Source organism: Microbulbifer sp. CnH-101-G (assembly GCF_052466775.1).
Genome location: NZ_CP174292.1, coordinates 81,711 through 99,617, shown reverse-complemented (window position 1 = coordinate 99,617; position 17,907 = coordinate 81,711). Strand labels below are relative to the sequence as shown.

17 protein-coding genes are annotated in these 17,907 nt (G+C 54.3%); 12 read left to right on the top strand and 5 right to left on the bottom strand.

What is annotated here, in order from left to right; translation table 11 throughout:
- Positions 1–435: 435 nt before the first annotated feature.
- Positions 436–1,587: an iron-sulfur cluster carrier protein ApbC gene (gene apbC, locus ACJJID_RS00695; protein ID WP_444921060.1), complete on the bottom strand. Its 1,152-nt coding sequence runs from the start codon at positions 1,585–1,587 to the stop codon at positions 436–438.
- Positions 1,588–1,799: 212 nt separating this feature from the next.
- On the opposite strand from apbC, the gene metG reads away from it, so the two are divergent.
- A complete protein-coding gene (gene metG / locus ACJJID_RS00690; RefSeq protein ID WP_444921059.1) occupies positions 1,800–3,827 on the top strand; it encodes a methionine--tRNA ligase in 2,028 nt (675 codons plus the stop codon).
- Between the two features lie 31 nt (positions 3,828–3,858).
- Here metG and ACJJID_RS00685 read toward each other — a convergent pair whose 3' ends face one another.
- Positions 3,859–4,761: an EamA family transporter gene (locus ACJJID_RS00685; protein ID WP_444921058.1), complete on the bottom strand. Its 903-nt coding sequence runs from the start codon at positions 4,759–4,761 to the stop codon at positions 3,859–3,861.
- 147 nt (positions 4,762–4,908) lie between these two features.
- On the opposite strand from ACJJID_RS00685, the gene ACJJID_RS00680 reads away from it, so the two are divergent.
- From ACJJID_RS00680 to ACJJID_RS00665, 4 genes are all read left to right on the top strand, one after another.
- Complete coding sequence (locus ACJJID_RS00680) at positions 4,909–5,850, top strand: D-2-hydroxyacid dehydrogenase (RefSeq protein WP_444921057.1); 942 nt, start codon at positions 4,909–4,911, stop codon at positions 5,848–5,850.
- Between the two features lie 171 nt (positions 5,851–6,021).
- On the top strand, positions 6,022–6,270 hold the full coding sequence (locus ACJJID_RS00675) for a hypothetical protein (protein WP_444921056.1): 249 nt from the start codon (positions 6,022–6,024) through the stop codon (positions 6,268–6,270).
- A gap of 35 nt (positions 6,271–6,305) precedes the next feature.
- Complete coding sequence (locus tag ACJJID_RS00670; RefSeq protein ID WP_444921055.1) at positions 6,306–6,791, top strand: hypothetical protein; 486 nt, start codon at positions 6,306–6,308, stop codon at positions 6,789–6,791.
- Positions 6,769–7,011 (top strand): hypothetical protein, encoded by a 243-nt coding sequence (locus tag ACJJID_RS00665; protein WP_444921054.1) that lies wholly within the window; start codon positions 6,769–6,771, stop codon positions 7,009–7,011. The genes ACJJID_RS00670 and ACJJID_RS00665 overlap by 23 nt, the downstream gene beginning before the upstream one ends.
- Before the next feature lie 91 nt (positions 7,012–7,102).
- Here the strand turns inward: ACJJID_RS00665 and yghU are convergent, their stop codons facing one another.
- Complete coding sequence (gene yghU / locus ACJJID_RS00660) at positions 7,103–7,978, bottom strand: glutathione-dependent disulfide-bond oxidoreductase (protein WP_444921053.1); 876 nt, start codon at positions 7,976–7,978, stop codon at positions 7,103–7,105.
- 352 nt (positions 7,979–8,330) lie between these two features.
- On the opposite strand from yghU, the gene rsxA reads away from it, so the two are divergent.
- From rsxA to ACJJID_RS00625, 7 genes are all read left to right on the top strand, one after another.
- Positions 8,331–8,906 (top strand): electron transport complex subunit RsxA, encoded by a 576-nt coding sequence (rsxA, locus tag ACJJID_RS00655; protein ID WP_020411915.1) that lies wholly within the window; start codon positions 8,331–8,333, stop codon positions 8,904–8,906.
- Positions 8,907–8,915: 9 nt separating this feature from the next.
- The gene (gene rsxB / locus ACJJID_RS00650) at positions 8,916–9,530 is read left to right on the top strand and encodes an electron transport complex subunit RsxB (RefSeq protein WP_152456087.1); all 615 of its coding nucleotides are present in this window, start codon (positions 8,916–8,918) and stop codon (positions 9,528–9,530) included.
- Complete coding sequence (gene rsxC, locus ACJJID_RS00645; protein WP_444921052.1) at positions 9,527–11,674, top strand: electron transport complex subunit RsxC; 2,148 nt, start codon at positions 9,527–9,529, stop codon at positions 11,672–11,674. The genes rsxB and rsxC overlap by 4 nt, the downstream gene beginning before the upstream one ends.
- On the top strand, positions 11,674–12,726 hold the full coding sequence (gene rsxD / locus ACJJID_RS00640; protein ID WP_152451474.1) for an electron transport complex subunit RsxD: 1,053 nt from the start codon (positions 11,674–11,676) through the stop codon (positions 12,724–12,726). Before rsxC ends, rsxD begins: the two co-directional genes overlap by 1 nt.
- On the top strand, positions 12,726–13,430 hold the full coding sequence (gene rsxG / locus ACJJID_RS00635) for an electron transport complex subunit RsxG (protein WP_444921051.1): 705 nt from the start codon (positions 12,726–12,728) through the stop codon (positions 13,428–13,430). The genes rsxD and rsxG overlap by 1 nt, the downstream gene beginning before the upstream one ends.
- A complete protein-coding gene (locus tag ACJJID_RS00630; RefSeq protein WP_444921050.1) occupies positions 13,430–14,143 on the top strand; it encodes an electron transport complex subunit E in 714 nt (237 codons plus the stop codon). The genes rsxG and ACJJID_RS00630 overlap by 1 nt, the downstream gene beginning before the upstream one ends.
- Before the next feature lie 353 nt (positions 14,144–14,496).
- Positions 14,497–15,207 (top strand): TetR/AcrR family transcriptional regulator, encoded by a 711-nt coding sequence (locus ACJJID_RS00625; RefSeq protein ID WP_152451468.1) that lies wholly within the window; start codon positions 14,497–14,499, stop codon positions 15,205–15,207.
- Between the two features lie 91 nt (positions 15,208–15,298).
- On the opposite strand, the gene ACJJID_RS00620 is transcribed toward ACJJID_RS00625, so the two are convergent.
- A complete protein-coding gene (locus tag ACJJID_RS00620; protein WP_444921049.1) occupies positions 15,299–16,453 on the bottom strand; it encodes an SO2930 family diheme c-type cytochrome in 1,155 nt (384 codons plus the stop codon).
- Entirely contained in the window at positions 16,446–17,747 is a 1,302-nt protein-coding gene (locus ACJJID_RS00615; RefSeq protein WP_444921048.1) for a parallel beta-helix domain-containing protein, read from the bottom strand. Before ACJJID_RS00615 ends, ACJJID_RS00620 begins: the two co-directional genes overlap by 8 nt.
- Between the last annotated feature and the right edge of the window lie 160 nt (positions 17,748–17,907).

Sequence of the window (17,907 nt, the reverse complement as noted above, 5' to 3'; positions counted from 1 at the left end):
CTTTTTTTTGTGGCAATGGCTGAGTTTAAGCAGTTACAAGAAAAACCGTCACTGATATCTTCAGCATATACAGGGTCTGTTAAATAAATACTAATACCCTAACGATTAACTCATCAAAATTCCTGTACGGTCTAGCAGACCAGAACAAAGCCCCTGCAAGCACAAAATTGCAATAAATAAAGTAAGTCCAGACTCTTTACTGCAAGACAGTATTACTAGCCTTTATTAAAAAACATTATTAATAAGTCTTGTTATGAGTCTTGATAAAGAAGAGATAAGCCGGTGTTTGGCTCCGGCTTATCAATATTGAGCGCCAAATAAAATAAGAAATTTCACAGGGGCGCTCGAAGGGGTTCAATATAAGGATTTCTAACCCAACAAAAAACCACAAAGAAATAAAAATTTAGTGCTTTGTGATGGATATCGCGGTTGGGCTCAACTAATTTCGATTTCCGGCAATTCCTCGTCACTGCTGGCATTCAACCAAACCTGAGCCGCGGCTTTACGGGCAATTTCACGGTAGAAACCGGCAATTTCGCCATCCGGGTCTGCGGTCACACTGGGGTGGCCACTATCGATATCCGCGCGGATTTTTTGTGCCAGGGGTAACTCTCCCAGCAGGTGGGTATCATATTCCTCTGCGATACGCTCGCCGCCGCCAGAACCAAAAATTGGTTCGCTGTGGCCGCACTTGGAGCAGGTGTGCAGCGCCATGTTCTCAACGATACCGAGCACAGGCACTGATACCTTGCGGAACATTTCCACTCCCTTGATCGCATCCTTCAAGGCCAGATCCTGAGGCGTAGTGACAATCACCGCCCCGGCCAGAGTGGTTTTTTGTGCCAGGGTCAGCTGGATATCTCCGGTGCCGGGGGGCATATCCACAATCAGATAATCCAGTTCTTCCTTGGCATCACACCAGAGCGTTTGTGTAAGGATCTGATTGAGTGCACCACTGGCCATAGGGCCGCGCCAGACTGCCGGGGTATCTTCTGTCATTAGGTACCCCAGCGACATCGTCTCAATACCCAGCGCATCCACGGGGACGAAGAATTTCTGTTCCTTTACATGGGGGCGAACCCCTTCGGTGCCAAGCATGGTAGGCAGGCTGGGGCCGTAGATATCTGCGTCGAGCAGCCCGACTCGCGCACCCTCTGCCGCCAGTGCCAGAGCCAGGTTCACCGCGGTAGTGGACTTGCCTACACCGCCCTTACCGGAGGCCACGGCAACAATATTTTTCACGCCACGCAATGACTCCGTGGCATTGGCCGAAGAGGTCGCGGGGATATCGCTAAACAGTTCAAATTGCAGCGTACTACCTGCCAGGGGACCGCTCTTCATCAGGGGTTCGCAAGCGTCTGTGACCCACTTGCGCCACAGCGCTTCCTGGCTCGCACAGGGGTAACCGAGGGTAATACCGATCAACACGGTATCGCTCTCGTAGCCCACTTCAATATCCGCATCCAGCTCATCCAGAGGCAGGCCGCTGGCCGGGTCCTGCAACTGACCAAGGCACTCCGCCAGACGCTCCAGTTCGGCCTGCACTTCCTCTGATAACTCTTCATGATCGTGGTGATGATCGCTCACGGTATCTCCCTTTTGGTGCTTCTTGTCAGAAACGCATTGTGTCGGATGAAGCGGCCCAGCGCCAGCGACTGGATCAATCCAGTCACTTTCTCGCTCGGCGTATTCCATGCCTCCCCGGCATAGCACAAATCTGCTATATTTCGCCGTCTTTTGACGATCTCCGGCCACTCCAGCGGAGCCTCCGGCCGCAACCCACAGCGATGGAAAAACCGATGCCCGATACGCGCAAAATCCTAGTCACCAGCGCACTCCCCTACGCCAATGGCTCCCTGCACCTGGGCCACATACTCGAATATATCCAGACCGATATCTGGGCGCGTTTTCAGCGCTCCCGCGGTAACGACTGCCTGTACATTTGCGCCGATGATGCGCACGGCACCGCAATCATGCTCAAGGCCGAACAGCTGGGCCTGACACCGGAGCAACATATCGCCAATATGCAGGCGGAGCACGAGCGGGATTTCGCCGATTTCCTGATTGGCGTGGACAACTACCACTCCACCCATTCGGAGGAAAACCGCGAGTTGTCCGCTATGATCTACCGCCGCCTCAGCGACAACGGCCATATCGCCTCGCGCACCATCACCCAGGCCTTCGACCCGGAGAAGCAGCTGTTCCTGGCGGACCGTTATATCAAGGGCACCTGCCCGCGCTGCAGCACTCCCGATCAGTACGGTGACAACTGCGAAGCCTGTGGCGCCACTTACAGTCCCACGGAGCTGATCGACCCGGTATCCGCCATCTCCGGTGCCACCCCGGTGGAAAAAGAGTCCGAGCACTTCTTCTTCACTCTGCCGGCCTTTACCGAGTTCCTGCGCAACTGGACCCGCTCCGGCACCCTACAGGATGAGGTGGCCAACAAACTGGCCGAATGGCTCGAAGAGGGACTGCAGGAATGGGATATTTCCCGCGATGCCCCTTATTTCGGTTTTGAAATCCCTGACGCGCCGGGCAAATATTTCTATGTATGGCTAGATGCACCCATCGGCTATATGGCCAGTCTGAAAAACTACTGTGACAAAAATGGTAGTGACTGGCTGGATTACTGGAAAAAAGACAGCGACGCTGAGGTGTACCACTTTATCGGCAAGGATATTGTCAATTTCCACGCCCTGTTCTGGCCTGCCATGCTGGACTCCGCCGATTTCCGCACCCCCAACAAGGTGTGCGTACACGGCTTCCTCACCGTTAACGGTAAGAAAATGTCCAAATCCCGTGGCACCTTTATCAATGCCCGCAACTACCTGGATCACCTGAGCCCGGAGTATCTGCGCTATTACTTCGCCGCCAAACTCACCGCCGGCGTGGATGACCTCGATCTCAATCTCGATGACTTTATCGCCAAGGTAAATTCCGACCTGGTGGGCAAGGTCGTCAATATCGCTTCACGCACCGCCAAGTTTGTCAGTAAGGCCGGCGGCAAGCTCGCCACTGAACTGGCCGATGAAGAGCTGTGGAACCAGTTTGTCGAGGCCGCACCACGTATTGCCGATTACTACGAGCAACGCGAATACGCGCGTGCGATGCGCGATATTATGGCCCTGGCCGATGCCGCCAACGCCTGGATCGCCGACAAGGCGCCCTGGTCTCTGGCCAAGCAGGAGGGCACAGAAGCCGAGGTTCTGGCGATCTGCTCTCAAGGTGTGAATATGTTCCGCGCGCTGATCACTTGGCTGGCGCCGGTACTGCCCAACACCGCGCAAAAAGCAGCGGAATTCCTCAACGTCGAATTGGATTGGACCCAGGCCACTTCCCCCTTGGCTGGCCACGAGATCAACAAGTTCAAGCCTCTGCTGCAACGGGTGGAAAAAACCCAAGTAGATGCCGTGATGGAAGCCGCACAGGAGTCTCTGGCACAGCTGCAGGCCGAGACCAAAGCGGCCAGTGGCCCGCTGGCAGAAGACCCTATCGCCGAGCAGATCCAGTTCGACGATTTCGCCAAAGTGGATTTGCGCATCGCCCTGATCGCCGAGGCGGAACACGTCGAGGGCGCCGGCAAACTGCTGCGTTTGACTTTGGACCTGGGTGGAGAGACCCGCCAGGTATTTGCCGGTATCAAGAGCGCTTATGCGCCGGAAGACCTGGTGGGTAAGCACACCGTGATGGTCGCTAACCTGGCACCGCGCAAAATGCGTTTTGGCGTGAGTGAAGGCATGGTGCTGGCCGCCGGCCCCGGCGGTAAAGACCTGTGGATTCTAGAGCCCCACCAGGGCGCCAAACCCGGTATGCGTGTGATGTGAGAATAATTGGGGTGGGCGCGGCCGGCCCACCCTAGCGAAACGACACCGCAATCAAGCCGGCGCACACCAATCCCACTCCTAAAAGCTGGGGCCTGTGTGCCGGCTCTCCCAGCAGCCAGATAGCAAACCCTACTCCCAGTGGAATACTGAGCTGGCGCAGAGCCACCACGTAACTCACGTTTTCCGTCATCGCCATCGCCAACAGCACCAGTCCATAAGTCGCGCCCATCATCAGACCGGTCAAAACCCCCAACTTCAAATCTCCAAGAGACGTTAACAATTGCCCGCGCCCCGCTCGGCTTAAACATCCACACAGTAGCCACAGCCCAGAGACAAAAAACTGCATGCCCAAGTAGCCATAAGCCATCATCGGAGGTGTTACCGCCCCATCTAAGGCTTCCTCTAAAAAAAGCAGCGCGCCCTTATCCGCCAGTGAATATCCCACCGTGCCGAGTGCCGCCACCAAAGCCCAGGCACAGTCCGCCCGCCAGTACACACTCCAATGCCACTGACGGAAATAAACCAGTGGCACTAATAGGCAGCCGATCGTCACCAATAACATGCCCAGCCAAGCGAGCCAGGGCAGTACCTGCCCCAACAGCGCTGTTGCCAGCGCCACAAGGAGTACCGGCAGGGCGCGCGCGATGGGATAAACCAGGCCGATATCGGCGCGCTGATAAGCTAACGCCAGACCGCCCATATAAATCATCTGAAAAAAACCGCTGACCAGTAAGAGCAGCCAAAAAGCGCGCGGCAACGCATCCGCCTGTGTGAGCACCCAAAAGCAGAGGGGGAGGAGCAGTAGGCCCACACTGAGTGTGGCGATACAAAAAAAAGCCGGGGAAGGTGTGCGGGATTTTCCCAGTAAATTCCAACCCGCGTGAAGAAATGCCGAGATTAAAACCAGAGATGCTGCAGTTAACGATATTCCCATATAGGCCCTCTTCATTTGCGACAGAAAGGCCCGAAAACTAACCGTAGCCAACTATGCGAGGTCTGCCGCCAACGCCTGAAAGCCATTGCATTTGGCGACCGCTACCGTAGCATGCCGCTATCTCACACAGGAAAGCGAGGAAATTCCATGCGCGGCGTATTTCTGGACGCAATGACCATGAAGCTTGGGGAATTGGACACACAGACCCTAATAAACAGTCTAGACCACTGGGATTTCTACGAAACCACCTCCGCAAAACAGGCCGCCGAGCACATCGCCGATGCGGAAGTCGTCATTACCAATAAAGTGATTTTGGACCGCGCGCTCTTGGAGCAGGCCAACTCACTCAAACTGATCTGTGTCTGCGCCACCGGCACCAATAACATTGACCTGGAAGCTGCACAGGATTTGAATATTTCTGTGCGCAATGTGCAGGGATACGCCGGCGCCTCTGTACCACAGCACACCCTGGCATTAATTCTCGCTCTCGCCTCCCGTTGGCATCACTATCACCAGGACGTGATGGCTGGCCGTTGGAGTCAGTCGGAAATTTTCTGTCTACTGGATCATCCAGTGGTGGAATTGGCCGGTAAAACCCTGGGAATTATTGGTTACGGTGAGTTGGGGCAAAGAGTTGCCAAACTGGGGGAAGCCCTGGATATGCGCGTTTTAATCGCGGAGTCTTTCAGCGGGGAAAAACATCCAGGCCGGGTGCCATTGACACAATTGAAAAAGGAATCCGATGTTATCAGCCTGCACTGCCCTCTCACGGCACAAACCGAAAAGTTAATCGATCGCGATTTTATCGCCACCATGAAGCCCGGCGCTCTATTGGTAAACACCGCGCGGGGTGCTCTCGTGGATGAGGAAGCCGTGGCCGATGCCCTGCGCAGCGAAAAACTCGGCGGTGTCGCACTGGATGTACTGAGCGAGGAGCCCCCACCGGCGAGTCACCCATTACTGGCCAATGATATCCCCAACCTGATTATCACCCCACACAATGCCTGGATCAGTCGCGAGAGCCGCCAACGCCTGTTAGATGGCGTTGTAAAAAATATCGAGACCTGGAAACGGGAACTCAGCCTATAAATGCAAAGATTCATTACCATGAAGCCCCTATCAACAGTGATATAACTAAAGCCAGTAAAAGCGCCTAAAGGTTATTTTTAATTGCCCTAAAAAAGGGGCCAATGTTCCTGTGAATTGATCGCTGCGACTATAGAATTCTGCGGCAATCATCCCCTGAAAAGGAGCAACCCGATGGCAACTGCAAGATCTCCACATAACTCCAGCAGGGAAAAGCTGCAAAAGGCCTATAATCTCGCAGGAGAGGCCGCCTCCGATGCTGCTGAAAACTTGAGACAGAGAGCGAGATCTTCTGTTCAGGAACAGAGAAAGCGCGCTACAGAAGTTATGGAAAAAGCAGAGTCTTCCCTGCGGGAAAGACCGATCCTTGCGGTCGGCTGTGCTTTTGTGGTCGGCTGGGCGATCGCCAAGCTTTTCAAATAAAGCGTTTCCCGTTTTAACTGGTAAGGAAACCGCCGATGGGCAATGGAAAGAAGCGCCAGGGAGCCGATCAGAATCCCGACCCGGCCGCGCAACAGCGCGGACGGGACGGTTTCACTGAAACCGGTGAGGACAGTGACTCCGGCGGAGGTTTAGAGGAGGCTATAGCCCGTGCCGAAGCCACCTTAACCTTATTGACCGCTTGGCTGGGTAACATCCAGCGATTGTTTCAGCTAGAGCTGGAAAGAACCCTGACCGTGGGAAAGCGGCTCATTTTCCTGCAGCTGATGCTGGTACCCCTGGGAACGGCACTACTCGTCAGCCTCTGTGGTGGCTTAGGTTTAATTGCCTACTATTTTAGCCAGTCGATATATATTGGATTTGCTGTATTTGTGCTGATACAAATCAGCCTTTTCCTCGGTGTACTGCTTTACCAGAAAAAGCTGCGCCCACTGTTGGGGTTTGAAGAAACCAAACGGCAGGTAAGGGAGGCCCTTCACGATGTCGCTGAGACAATTAAATAGGCAAATTTCACTCTGCTGCGTAGACGCTGAAAAACAGCGTCGCAGTGCGTTGCGGCTATTCGATCAACAGCAACGGGATGTTAATCAGCAGCTGGGAAAAATCCCTTTACCGGCAATTATGGGCCTCGCTTTTGCCGCCGGGTTTATAGCCGAGAAACTCTGGCAACTGCCGCGCACATCGCAAATGATTCACCTGGCACTTTCTTTGCGCGGCTTTTAAATAAATGCACTAATTGATTTATGGGCGATTTGGCCAGCCACCTAGCTAGCCAACTGAACTGGGCAGCAAAGAGAACACAGCTACCTTCTTATTAATTATCCTCTTGCGTGATTTTGTCCTGGGTCTTCTCGTCAAAATCACTGGCATCATGGCGCTCATGCAATTGCTCACTAGGGTCGCCCCAGGTGCGGTTCACCATACGGCCACGCTGTACCGCCGGTCGCTGTGCAATTTCATCAGACCAACGCACAAGGTGTTTGTAACTCTCGGCCTGCAGGAATTCGCTGGCATCGTAGGCCTCATTACGGATCAGTGCACCGTACCAGGGCCAGATGGCGATATCTGCAATGGTGTATTCGCGCCCAGCGATAAACTGGTGCTTAGCCAGTTGTCGGTCCAGTACATCCATCTGCCGTTTTACTTCCATGGCGAAACGATTGATCGGGTATTCGAGCTTCTCTGGCGCATAGGCATAGAAGTGGCCGAAACCTCCACCGAGATAGGGCGCCGCCCCCATCTGCCAAAATAGCCAGTTGAGGGTTTCGGTACGTTGTTCCGGGGTGTGTGGCAGGAAGGCACCAAACTTCTCTCCCAAATACAGAAGAATGGAGCCGCTCTCAAAAACCCGTATTGGTGGAGTCGTGCTGTGATCCACCAACGCCGGGATTTTTGAGTTTGGATTGATATCCACAAAACCGCTGCCAAACTGCTCGCCCTCGGTGATACGAATCAGATGGGCATCGTATTCCGCCCCTTCAAACCCCAGTGCCAGCAACTCTTCCAGCATAATCGTGGCCTTGGCACCATTGGGTGTTGCCAGGGAATACAACTGCATCGGGTGTTTACCCTGGGGCAGTTCTTTGTCATGGGTAGCCCCCGCTATGGGGCGGTTGATCTTGGCAAACTGCCCGCCACTTTCCGCATCCCACTTCCAAACCTTGGGCGGCGTATAGGGTTGATCCGGCATTACAAAGCTCCATCTGGTGTTATGGGTTTATCCAACAGAGATAAGGCCATATTCCCTCGGAGTAAAGGGGGCCGCCAAAAAATCAACAGAAACCTCCAACGGCTTCACGAAAGCCTCTAATCCCAACCCGCAAGCGCCAACTATTCTCAAAGCCATAGCCTGAGCGGTTGGGCGACGGGCGTCTCCGCTGCCAGAAGATCCGCCATCGAGTTGAAGGCCCCCCGCGTCTCACCCATAATACCGGCCCTGCGCGACATTCGACGGAGCCCAAGGCTGGAGCCACTCACCGGGGCGCCTCGACTCCGCCAAGGCACTCGCACTACTTTGTCCCTGGGCTTCAACCGGACCTGTTATGACCGAATTTGCAGTCATCCTGCTCAGCACCATCCTGGTCAACAACTACGTGTTGGTGCAGTTTCTCGGGCTGTGCCCCTTTATGGGCGTCTCCAATAAACTGGAGACCGCCGTGGGCATGGCCGGCGCCACGACTTTTGTGCTCACGCTGGCCTCGATCTGCTCCTACCTGGTGAATACCTATTTGCTCGAACCCTTTGGCATCGAGTATCTCCGCACCATCTCCTTTATTCTGGTGATCGCGGTAGTGGTGCAGTTCGCCCGGATGTTTATCGAAAAAACCAGCCCGCTGATGTACAAGGTACTGGGTGTTTTTCTGCCGCTAATTACCACTAACTGTGCGGTACTGGGCGTTGCGCTGCAAAACACTATGAAGGCCCATACATTTATGCAGTCCACCCTGTATGGCTTTGGCGCCGCCGTGGGCTTCTCCCTGGTATTAATTCTTTTTTCCTCCATGCGCGAGCGGCTGTTTGCTGCAGATGTGCCGCTACCATTTCGCGGCGCCGCTATTGGCATGGTTACCGCGGGGCTGATGTCCCTGGCATTTATGGGCTTTAGCGGTCTGGTATAGGGTTGCATGATGCTGGACTGGATTTCTGAAATTTCCTACCCCCTGCTGGTACTCGGCGGTATGGCACTGGTGTTTGGCGCCCTGCTGGGTTTTGCCGCCATTCGTTTTAAGGTGGAGGGGGATCCTCTAGTAGAACAGGTCGATGCCCTGTTGCCGCAAACCCAGTGCGGACAGTGTGGCTATCCCGGCTGCCGCCCCTATGCCGAAGCGATTGTGCACGGCGACGCCATCAACAAGTGCCCTCCAGGTGGCCAGGCCACCATCAACGAGCTGGCCAACCTGCTGGATATGGAGCCCATGCCCCTGGATGCGGAGCATGGAGTCGAAGACGTAAAAAGAGTGGCCTTTATTCGCGAGGCCGAATGCATTGGCTGCACCAAGTGCATCCAGGCCTGCCCGGTGGATGCCATCGCCGGCGCAGCCAAATATATGCACACCGTAATTTCCGACGAGTGCACCGGCTGTGATCTTTGCGTGGAGCCCTGCCCGGTGGACTGTATCGATATGGTACCTCTGGAAACGCCGCTGCAAGACTGGCACCCACAAAAGCCCGAGGACGGTATCCAGCTGATTGCCACCGACCGTCGCACCCAGCCAACAGATCAACGGGGAGGTGCAGTTTGAACCCCGAAAATGAAAACCAGGTAGCGCTGCAGGAAAAAGACCAACGGCGCGAAGCGGTAGAAGAGCGTCGCGCCGCTCGCGAGGCGCAACTGATTGCCAGTGAAAAGGCGCGGGAGTTGCGACCCAACGATTTCCACGGCGGCGTGCATCCACCAGAAAACAAGAAGCAGAGTACCGGCGAACCCATTGGCAGTGTTCCCCTGGCCGAGGACCTCATCGTGCCTCTGTTGCAACACGGTGGCGCCACTGCACTGCCCCTGGTCAAGCTCGGTGATGACGTATTGAAGGGCCAAAAAATTGCCGAGGCAGATGGCCTGATCAGCTGCCCTGTGCACGCCCCCAGTTCCGGCAAAGTCGTCGCCATTGAGCCCTGCGCCGTCCCCCATCCCTCGGGGCTCGCCGAGGACAGTATCGTGATCCGCACCGACGGCGAGGATCGCTGGTGTGAACTGCAACCCTGTGAGGATTACACCCAGCTTTCTCCGGTTGAACTGCTGGAGAAAATTCGCGACTGTGGTATCGCCGGTATGGGCGGTGCGGGTTTCCCCACCGCGGTGAAGCTCGACCCCCACGGCGGGGCGGAAATAGACACCCTGATCATTAACGGCACCGAGTGCGAACCCTACATTACCGCCGACGATATGCTGATGCGCGAGCGCGCCGAAGAGATTATCGCCGGGGTTGGCATCATCTCTTATATTCTCGATGAGCCCGAGCGCGTGTTGATCGGGATTGAAGACAATAAGCCGCAGGCTATTGCCGCCATGCGCGAAGCTGCCAAGGGTAGCCGTTTTGATATCGTGGTATTTCCCACCAAGTACCCCTCTGGTGGTGAAAAGCAACTCATCCAGATTCTCACTGGCCGCGAGGTACCCAACCAGGGTCTGCCAGCCAATGTCGGCATCGTCTGCCAGAACGTGGGTACCGCGAGGGCCATTTATCGCGCCGTTCACTTTGGTGAACCTCTAATCAGCCGGGTAACCACGGTTGTTGGGCAAGCCCTGGAGCACCAGCGCAATATCGAAGTGCCCATCGGCACTCCTATTGACCATATTCTCAAGCACCACGGTATCCACCGCGGCAAGATGCAAAAGGTGATTATTGGCGGCCCCATGATGGGTTACACCATCGACGATGAGCGCGCCCCTGTTGTCAAAACCACCAACTGCCTTTTGGTGCCTACCAACAAGGAACTGCCACCAGCACCGGTAGCCAAGGCCTGTATTCGCTGTGGTTACTGCGCCGAGGCCTGCCCCGCTTCACTGTTACCGCAACAGCTGTACTGGTATGCACGCGCCGATGAGCGCGAAAAGTTGCAAGCTTATAACCTCTTCGACTGTATCGAATGCGGCGCCTGCTCCTATGTCTGCCCCAGTACCATTCCGCTGGTGCAGTATTACCGCGCCGCCAAAGGGGCAATACGCCTGGCGGAAGAGGAGAAAGAAAAATCCGATCGCGCCCGCGATCGCTTTGAGTTCCGCAAGCTTCGTCTGGAAAAGGCCGAGAAAGAAAAAGAGGCCAAGCGCGAGGCACGCCGCAAAGCCGCCGAACTGGCGCGACAACAGCGCGAGCAGAGCCCCGAGTCCGAGGAAGCCAAAGAGAGTAAACAGCAGGCAGATATCGTCGCCGCGGCCCTGGCTCGAGTTAAATCCCGCCAGGAGGACCCCCAGCAGCTGCTCGCCCGTGCCCAGCGCACCTTCTCCAGCGCCGAAAGCCGTGTCGAACGCCTGCGCAGTAAACTGGAGGCCGCAGAAGATGGCCAGCGCGATCAGCTGGCGGCCCAACTCAAGGCCGCAGAGTTAAAGCTGCAAGAAGCCGAGCAAAAACTCACCCTGGCCAAGCGCCGTGCCGATCGCGATCCCGCCAGGGAACCCAGTCAGGAAGAGACCAGCGCTGCGGTGCGCGCCATCACCAAAGCCCGCGCCTCCGCAGAAGCCCGCTCTCAAATGAGTGATGCCGAGAGACTCGCCGCAGATATCGAGGCACTGCAGAAGCGTCTCGGCAAAGCCGAGGCAAGGCTGCAAAAAGCCAAAAGTGAAAATGATGCCAACCTGGCGGCCTTTGAAACCGCCTTGGAAAAGCTGCAGAAAAAGTTGGAAGACAAGATGCGAGAGCAACAAGCCGCACAGGATGGTCACCAGTAATGTCCCTGATGCGAGCCACCTCCCCCCACGCCCGCTCCGGCGATAACACCGCCAAAGTCATGTTGCAGGTAGCGGCCGCCACCGCACCCGGTGTTCTGGCCATGGTGATTTATTTCGGCATCGGCGTGCTGATCAATATCACCCTATCCGTAATTACCGCACTGCTGTGCGAAGCCGCAATCATGAAGCTGCGGGACAGGCCCGTCGCCTTTTACTTGCGAGACTACAGCGCCCTGGTTACGGCACTGTTACTAGGTATCGCCCTACCCCCATACTGCGCCTGGTGGCTGCCAGTCGTCGGCAGTGCCGTGGCCATAGTACTGGCCAAACAGCTGTATGGCGGTATGGGCTACAACCCTTTCAACCCGGCCATGGTGGGCTATGTCGTTTTGCTGATTAGTTTCCCGGTGGATATGACTCGCTGGGTTGGCGCGGCGGATGTGATTGGTGGCGCACCGGATATCGGCGAGGCGATCTCCCTGGTCTTCGGCAGTTACAATGTGGATGGTTTCACCCGCGCCACGCCGTTAGAAATCGTGCGCCTCAACGAGTCGGTGCTGCTGTCACAACTCTACGAGATGGAACCGGTTTTCAGTCAGGGGACTTTTGCTGGGGCCGGCTGGGAAACCATCAGTGTCGGATTCCTGCTGGGCGGGCTGTTTCTATTGTTTCGCGGCATTATCACCTGGCACGCGCCGGTAGCCATGCTCGCAACCCTCACACTGCTATCCCTGTTTTTCTACGACAGCGGCAGCTCCCTTTCCGAAGGCTCCCCACTGCTGCATCTGTTCTCCGGCGCCACTATGTTCGGGGCCTTTTTCATTATCACCGATCCAGTCAGTGGCTGTACCAGCAATAAAGGACGCCTGATCTTTGGCGCCGGTGTTGGACTCTTCACTTATATTATCCGCGCTTGGGGCAGCTACCCGGATGCGGTGGCCTTCGCGGTACTGTTGATGAACTTTGCCGCGCCCACCATCGATAATTACACTCTGCCGCGCACCTATGGTCACAAGCGGGCACGTCGCGCCACTGACCTGGAGGAGCACTGATGCTTAAGCAGTCTATGGCCTCCAATGCCGTCGTGCTGACCCTGTTCGCCCTGGTCACCGCTGGTACTCTGGCAGTCACCCAGATCACTACCCGGGAGCCCATTGAGCGGGCGATACGCGCGGCCTCGGCCAAGGCCCTATTGGAAATAATTCCCCTGGATCGCCACAGCAATGACCTGCTTGTGGATACTTATCCGATTCCCAAGACTTACTGGAAACAGCTGGGACTTACCCAGGGTGGCGACATCAACTTGGCGCGTGGGCAAAACGGTAAAATTTCAGCGGTTATTGTGCCGGCTGTTGCCCCGGATGGTTACTCAGGCCCGATCAAGATGCTGGTGGGTGTAAACCGCGACGGCACCATCGCCGGTGTACGGGTGACCAGCCACAGCGAAACTCCGGGCCTCGGTGATAAAGTGGAGCTGAAGAAAAGCAATTGGATACTTCAGTTCGATGGCCTTTCACTGAAAAACCCACCCTCTAATGAATGGAAGGTGCAAAAAGATGGCGGCGTCTTCGACCAGTTTACCGGCGCCACCATTACCCCACGCGCCGTGGTTGCGGAAGTGCACCAGGTACTGGAGTTTGTCGCCAAAAACCATCAGCAGATTTTTAGCGCGCCGGTGTCCAAGCGAGCCGTGGAGGTGCAGAACCCCGAAGCGGAAAATACTGACGAGGCTCAGCCCAAAACGGAGCAGAATTGATGGCGACTCCCGGTTACGCAGAAATTACCCACAATGGGCTCTGGAAAAATAACCCCGCCCTGGTGCAACTGCTGGGGCTCTGCCCCTTGTTGGCGGTTACCGGCTCCGTAGTCAACGCTATTGGCCTGGGGCTCGCCACCACCGGCGTGCTCACCTGTTCCAACCTGGCGGTCTCGATGGTGCGGCGACAGATGCCCGATACAGTGCGGCTGCCAGCCTCGGTGATGATCATTGCCACCTTCGTCACCTGTGTCGAACTCTTGATGAAAGCTTTCACCTATGAGCTCTACCTGGTGCTGGGGATATTTATTCCATTGATTGTTACCAACTGCGCCATTCTCGGACGCGCCGATGCCTTCGCCAGCAAAAACTCGGTGCTGCCATCACTGGTGGATGGTTTTATGATGGGTGTTGGTTTTACGGCGGTTTTGATTGCCATCGGCGCCGTGCGGGAAATACTCGGCCAGGGCACCTTATTTTCGGATATGGATCTACTGCTGGGCCCCATGGCCAAAGACTGGAGTCTACAGCTGCTGGGAAATGATTATCCCGGCGTACTGGTGGCTGTGTTGCCGCCCGGTGCATTTTTGGTGGCCGGTCTGCTGATCGCAGCCAAAAATGCCATCGATGCAGGGATTGAGCGCCGTCGTAGCCAGCAAATCAAAATTGTGCCTGGCTCCAAACGAGTGCGTGTTACTGGAAAAATCTCTTAAAGCCACCCGGCTCAGGCTTCATTCTCCGCGACAATCAATAAGTGTAGCGAAAGCTATTTGATTGTCGCCGGTCCATATGCCAGGCAATTCCCATTTTCCGGTGATCTAAAGGCCTGTAATTGGCATATAAATCTTTATTATCTTATGCACAAAATAGCCTCGGTAAATTATTGCACCAATATGAGGATATTCACGCAGAGGAACTACGCATAAAGCCTCTGACTGGTGCAATCTTCGTGTAATCAAATGTAATAGCTTTATTGCCTCTTTTTGAATTCGTTTGGCTAGAATGGCACGACCGAACAGCTTGCTAGAGCCATCGGAGCCAACACAAAAAGAACAGGGATACTGCTATGACTGTAGACAACGGAAAGTCTGATCTGGTCTATCACGGCCGCCGCGCACAGCGAGCCGACAGCCGCCTGCGCCGCAAGGCCATCCTGGAGGCCACCCTGCGACTGATCGTTAAAGAAGGGATTCGCGGTATTCGTCACCGCGCCGTAGCCCGCGAAGCCAATGTGCCGCTGGCAGCGACTACCTACTACTTTAAAGACCTCAACGACCTGATCAGTGATTCATTCACTTACTTCGTTGAGCAGGGGCTGGAGAGCACACGCCAACTTCAAGAAGAGAGTTTCAGCGCGGCCCGCAACCTCTCCTCTCAAGAGCGCGCTTCGAGTAGTAGTCACAAACTGTTAGTCCAACAGCTAACCCGCTTTATTCTCACCCATGTTCGCAACCAAGCAGAAGATCGCGACCGCCGTTTGGTCGAATTGGCCTTCCGCAATGAGGCACTGCGCAACGAACAGCTGACGCGGGCGGTACGCATGTCAAACCATGCGAGAGAGTCCCTGATTCAGGAATTCTTCCATTTGCTGGGAGTAGTTGATCCAGAAGCCGCCGCACAAATCGCTCACGGCACTATTCTCAAACTGGAATATGAAATTTTAAACGGCTCCATTGCACTGGATTCCCCATTGCTTGAGCGCACAGTGACCATGATGGTTCGCGGCCTGATTCCCGCAACAGCCACTCAAGTTGCCGAGACCGCAGCCTACGGCTGAAATATAAAGACTATCTCACAGGTTAGCGGCATGGTGCCAAAACACTTTGCCGCCTTTTCCTTTCAAAACTGACCTGATATAGCTCATGATGCTATGAGCAACTGCCTGACATAGCCGTCACCCACTGGCGCAGTAGATTCACTCCCTCTTCATGTACCAGGCTTCGTCCCAGCTCCGGCATCATCGCACCGGGATCAACGGACTCCACGCGAAAATTCAAAATGGAATGATCCGGCTCTCCCGGCACTATGGCAAAAACCCGTCCACCACTGCCAGTACCCGCTGCAACGGGGGGTTTACACAGTCCCATCCTGCGCCAATCTGTTTCACCGTGATGAAGCATCAGCCCCGATGTATCCGCTGCACCGGCCGGGTTGTGGCAGTGACCACAGTTGATATCGAGGTAGGCGCGTGCCCTGTCTTCCAGCGGTTTTGAAGTATCTGCATAACTGGGTTGGCTGGGAAGTGATGCCATCGCCGGGAGACCGCGAAGATATCCCACTTTCTGCCAATACAATAATTGGTTTTCTGTGCCATCACGGTAGGAAAAATTTTTGTTCAAATGGCGTGCTCTCGGGCCGAGTGGCGAAATCTTCTTTCCGGTAAAGTTATCGGCATGGCAGCCGGCACACTGATTGGCATCGGGCACCACATAGGTAAATTCAGAAACATCGCCAGAGCTATTCACCAATTTAAAAGGAGTCGTGTCGCCAGCAATTTCAAAGACCGCTTCAGTTTGTGCCGCATTCCAAATATAGGGGATAGCCTGCCAACCGCCCCGACGCTTTACCAGCAGTCGAGTCTCAACCAAGCGTACAGCCTGCATATCCAGGGCTTTACCCCTGCGCCCCTCCAAGTAGTCACGAGTAAAACTTTCCGTGCGCAGGACGGTATCTCCCTCCCCCCTGGGGTAGTAAAAAGTCTTGGTGAGTACCGTGCCTACCGGGTAGTTAAAATGCTCCTCACCATACTCTGCCGAAGTGCCGCTGGGCATCCACACGGTTCGCAGTTTATGGGCATAGTCGGTAAAAAGCCCAGTATTTAAATCGTAAGGGAGTACTCCCGCATTGGGTATCAGTCCTCCATCGATAATATTGATCAGATTCCAGTCACTAAGCCTCTCTGGGATAGCATCCTCAGCAAATAAATTAACGGGGGAACGAGGCTTTTCACAGCCACTTAGAGCAACTATCACCGTGGTTACATGGAGAAGAAAAGCGCCGGCCCAATATTTCCACTTATTCATCCTTCTCCTCCAAGACTGCCAAATGGTCACCCGCGCTCGTCTTTTCATCTGGCTGCTCAAAATCTAGAACAATCTCCGGCAACTTCTCCAGGTGACACTGATGTGCAGAAATATCGGTGGAAATATTCTTATAATTATTCAGGAAGTCTATGTTTAAGATGCCTGTATCGGCATTATCGATACAAAGTTTCAGATGTGTTGGCAAAACACCCTCGGACATTTTTTTAGTATCTACTACGCCATCCCAGAGAATATCGGGCAGACTGCCCCCAAGTCCAAAGCGTGCAATTTTTAGCGCTTTCAGCTCGAGATGATCCGGTGATGCCCCCCCACCAACAAAGTGATTATTGTAGATATAAATACCTTCCGGGTAGGGGTCAAAGTCCGCCTGGGTTGACTTATCACTGTAATAACCCGCGGTGAAATAGCTGCTCACCACGATGTTCGCGGTATCATTATCGGCGATTTTATTATCGAATATCTCAACCTGATCATTGGAGTTAATCACAATACCGGAACCCGCAGGAACCGCAGCTACGGGAGTGCCCTCATGCCCAAAATTTTCCACATTATTTTTAAATATTTCGTTGCTATAGATACGGGTGCTATGCCCTGGCTGAGGTAAATTCGGCATATTAAAGACCAAAATGCCACCAGTATTATTAGTTGCTACATTGCCATAAACATCCGCACCAATAGTATTTTCTATTTCTATACCAGCTACATTAAACTCGGCCCGATTGTTACGCACGATCACATTGCGGGATTGCCCTACATAAATTCCAGCATCAGAGGCACCAATGGCGACTGAACCCTCAACCAAAGTATTTTGTGTCTGTACTGGATAAATTCCGTAGGCACCATTTTCTGTAGCCGGGCCATTCGTCCACTCAACGCGGATGTTGCGGATGACAATATTTTCTCCCTCGTTGACTTTTAAAGCATCACCAACCGTGTCCTCTATTGCCAGGTTTTCAATCGTGAAGTTGTTAGCATTAACCAACAATCCTTCAGCCCCCTGGATTTGACTCTTAAATGAAAGGATAGATTTATCCATCCCCATACCTCGAATAGTGACATCATCAACATTGAGTGAAAGGCTGCGGTCAATTTGAAATTCCCCCTCGGGAATAACAATGGTATCGCCAGGTTTAGCGGCAATCAGCTGTCTCAACAATTGTTTCTGGAAGCTGATATCCGCAGTAGATGGATTTGATTGCGAGGCGCTTTCCTGGCCACAGGCGGAGGCTAGCAATAATGTGATGGCTACCCCCATGTAGGACAAGATCTTCATGGTTCACCCTTTGTTGGAATTGTTGTTAGTAGCTACTTTCGATAGCGATAGGTACGAATGTACCAATTAAGTCGCGCAAAAAAACTTGCTAGGCAAGCTTCTGCATATTATCCGACCCCTAGACACCCATCAAGACACTATTATTAATTACAAGACCGGA

Coding starts and splice junctions, on each gene's coding strand:
- metG (WP_444921059.1), top strand. CDS start 1,800: ATGCCCGATACGCGCAAAATCCTAGTCACCAGCGCACTCCCCTACGCC.
- rsxD (WP_152451474.1), top strand. CDS start 11,674: ATGTCCCTGATGCGAGCCACCTCCCCCCACGCCCGCTCCGGCGATAAC.
- ACJJID_RS00685 (WP_444921058.1), bottom strand. CDS start 4,761: ATGGGAATATCGTTAACTGCAGCATCTCTGGTTTTAATCTCGGCATTT.
- ACJJID_RS00625 (WP_152451468.1), top strand. CDS start 14,497: ATGACTGTAGACAACGGAAAGTCTGATCTGGTCTATCACGGCCGCCGC.
- rsxB (WP_152456087.1), top strand. CDS start 8,916: ATGCTGGACTGGATTTCTGAAATTTCCTACCCCCTGCTGGTACTCGGC.
- ACJJID_RS00665 (WP_444921054.1), top strand. CDS start 6,769: ATGTCGCTGAGACAATTAAATAGGCAAATTTCACTCTGCTGCGTAGAC.
- ACJJID_RS00630 (WP_444921050.1), top strand. CDS start 13,430: ATGGCGACTCCCGGTTACGCAGAAATTACCCACAATGGGCTCTGGAAA.
- ACJJID_RS00620 (WP_444921049.1), bottom strand. CDS start 16,453: ATGAATAAGTGGAAATATTGGGCCGGCGCTTTTCTTCTCCATGTAACC.
- yghU (WP_444921053.1), bottom strand. CDS start 7,978: ATGCCGGATCAACCCTATACGCCGCCCAAGGTTTGGAAGTGGGATGCG.
- rsxA (WP_020411915.1), top strand. CDS start 8,331: ATGACCGAATTTGCAGTCATCCTGCTCAGCACCATCCTGGTCAACAAC.
- ACJJID_RS00670 (WP_444921055.1), top strand. CDS start 6,306: ATGGGCAATGGAAAGAAGCGCCAGGGAGCCGATCAGAATCCCGACCCG.
- ACJJID_RS00680 (WP_444921057.1), top strand. CDS start 4,909: ATGCGCGGCGTATTTCTGGACGCAATGACCATGAAGCTTGGGGAATTG.
- rsxG (WP_444921051.1), top strand. CDS start 12,726: ATGCTTAAGCAGTCTATGGCCTCCAATGCCGTCGTGCTGACCCTGTTC.
- ACJJID_RS00675 (WP_444921056.1), top strand. CDS start 6,022: ATGGCAACTGCAAGATCTCCACATAACTCCAGCAGGGAAAAGCTGCAA.
- ACJJID_RS00615 (WP_444921048.1), bottom strand. CDS start 17,747: ATGAAGATCTTGTCCTACATGGGGGTAGCCATCACATTATTGCTAGCC.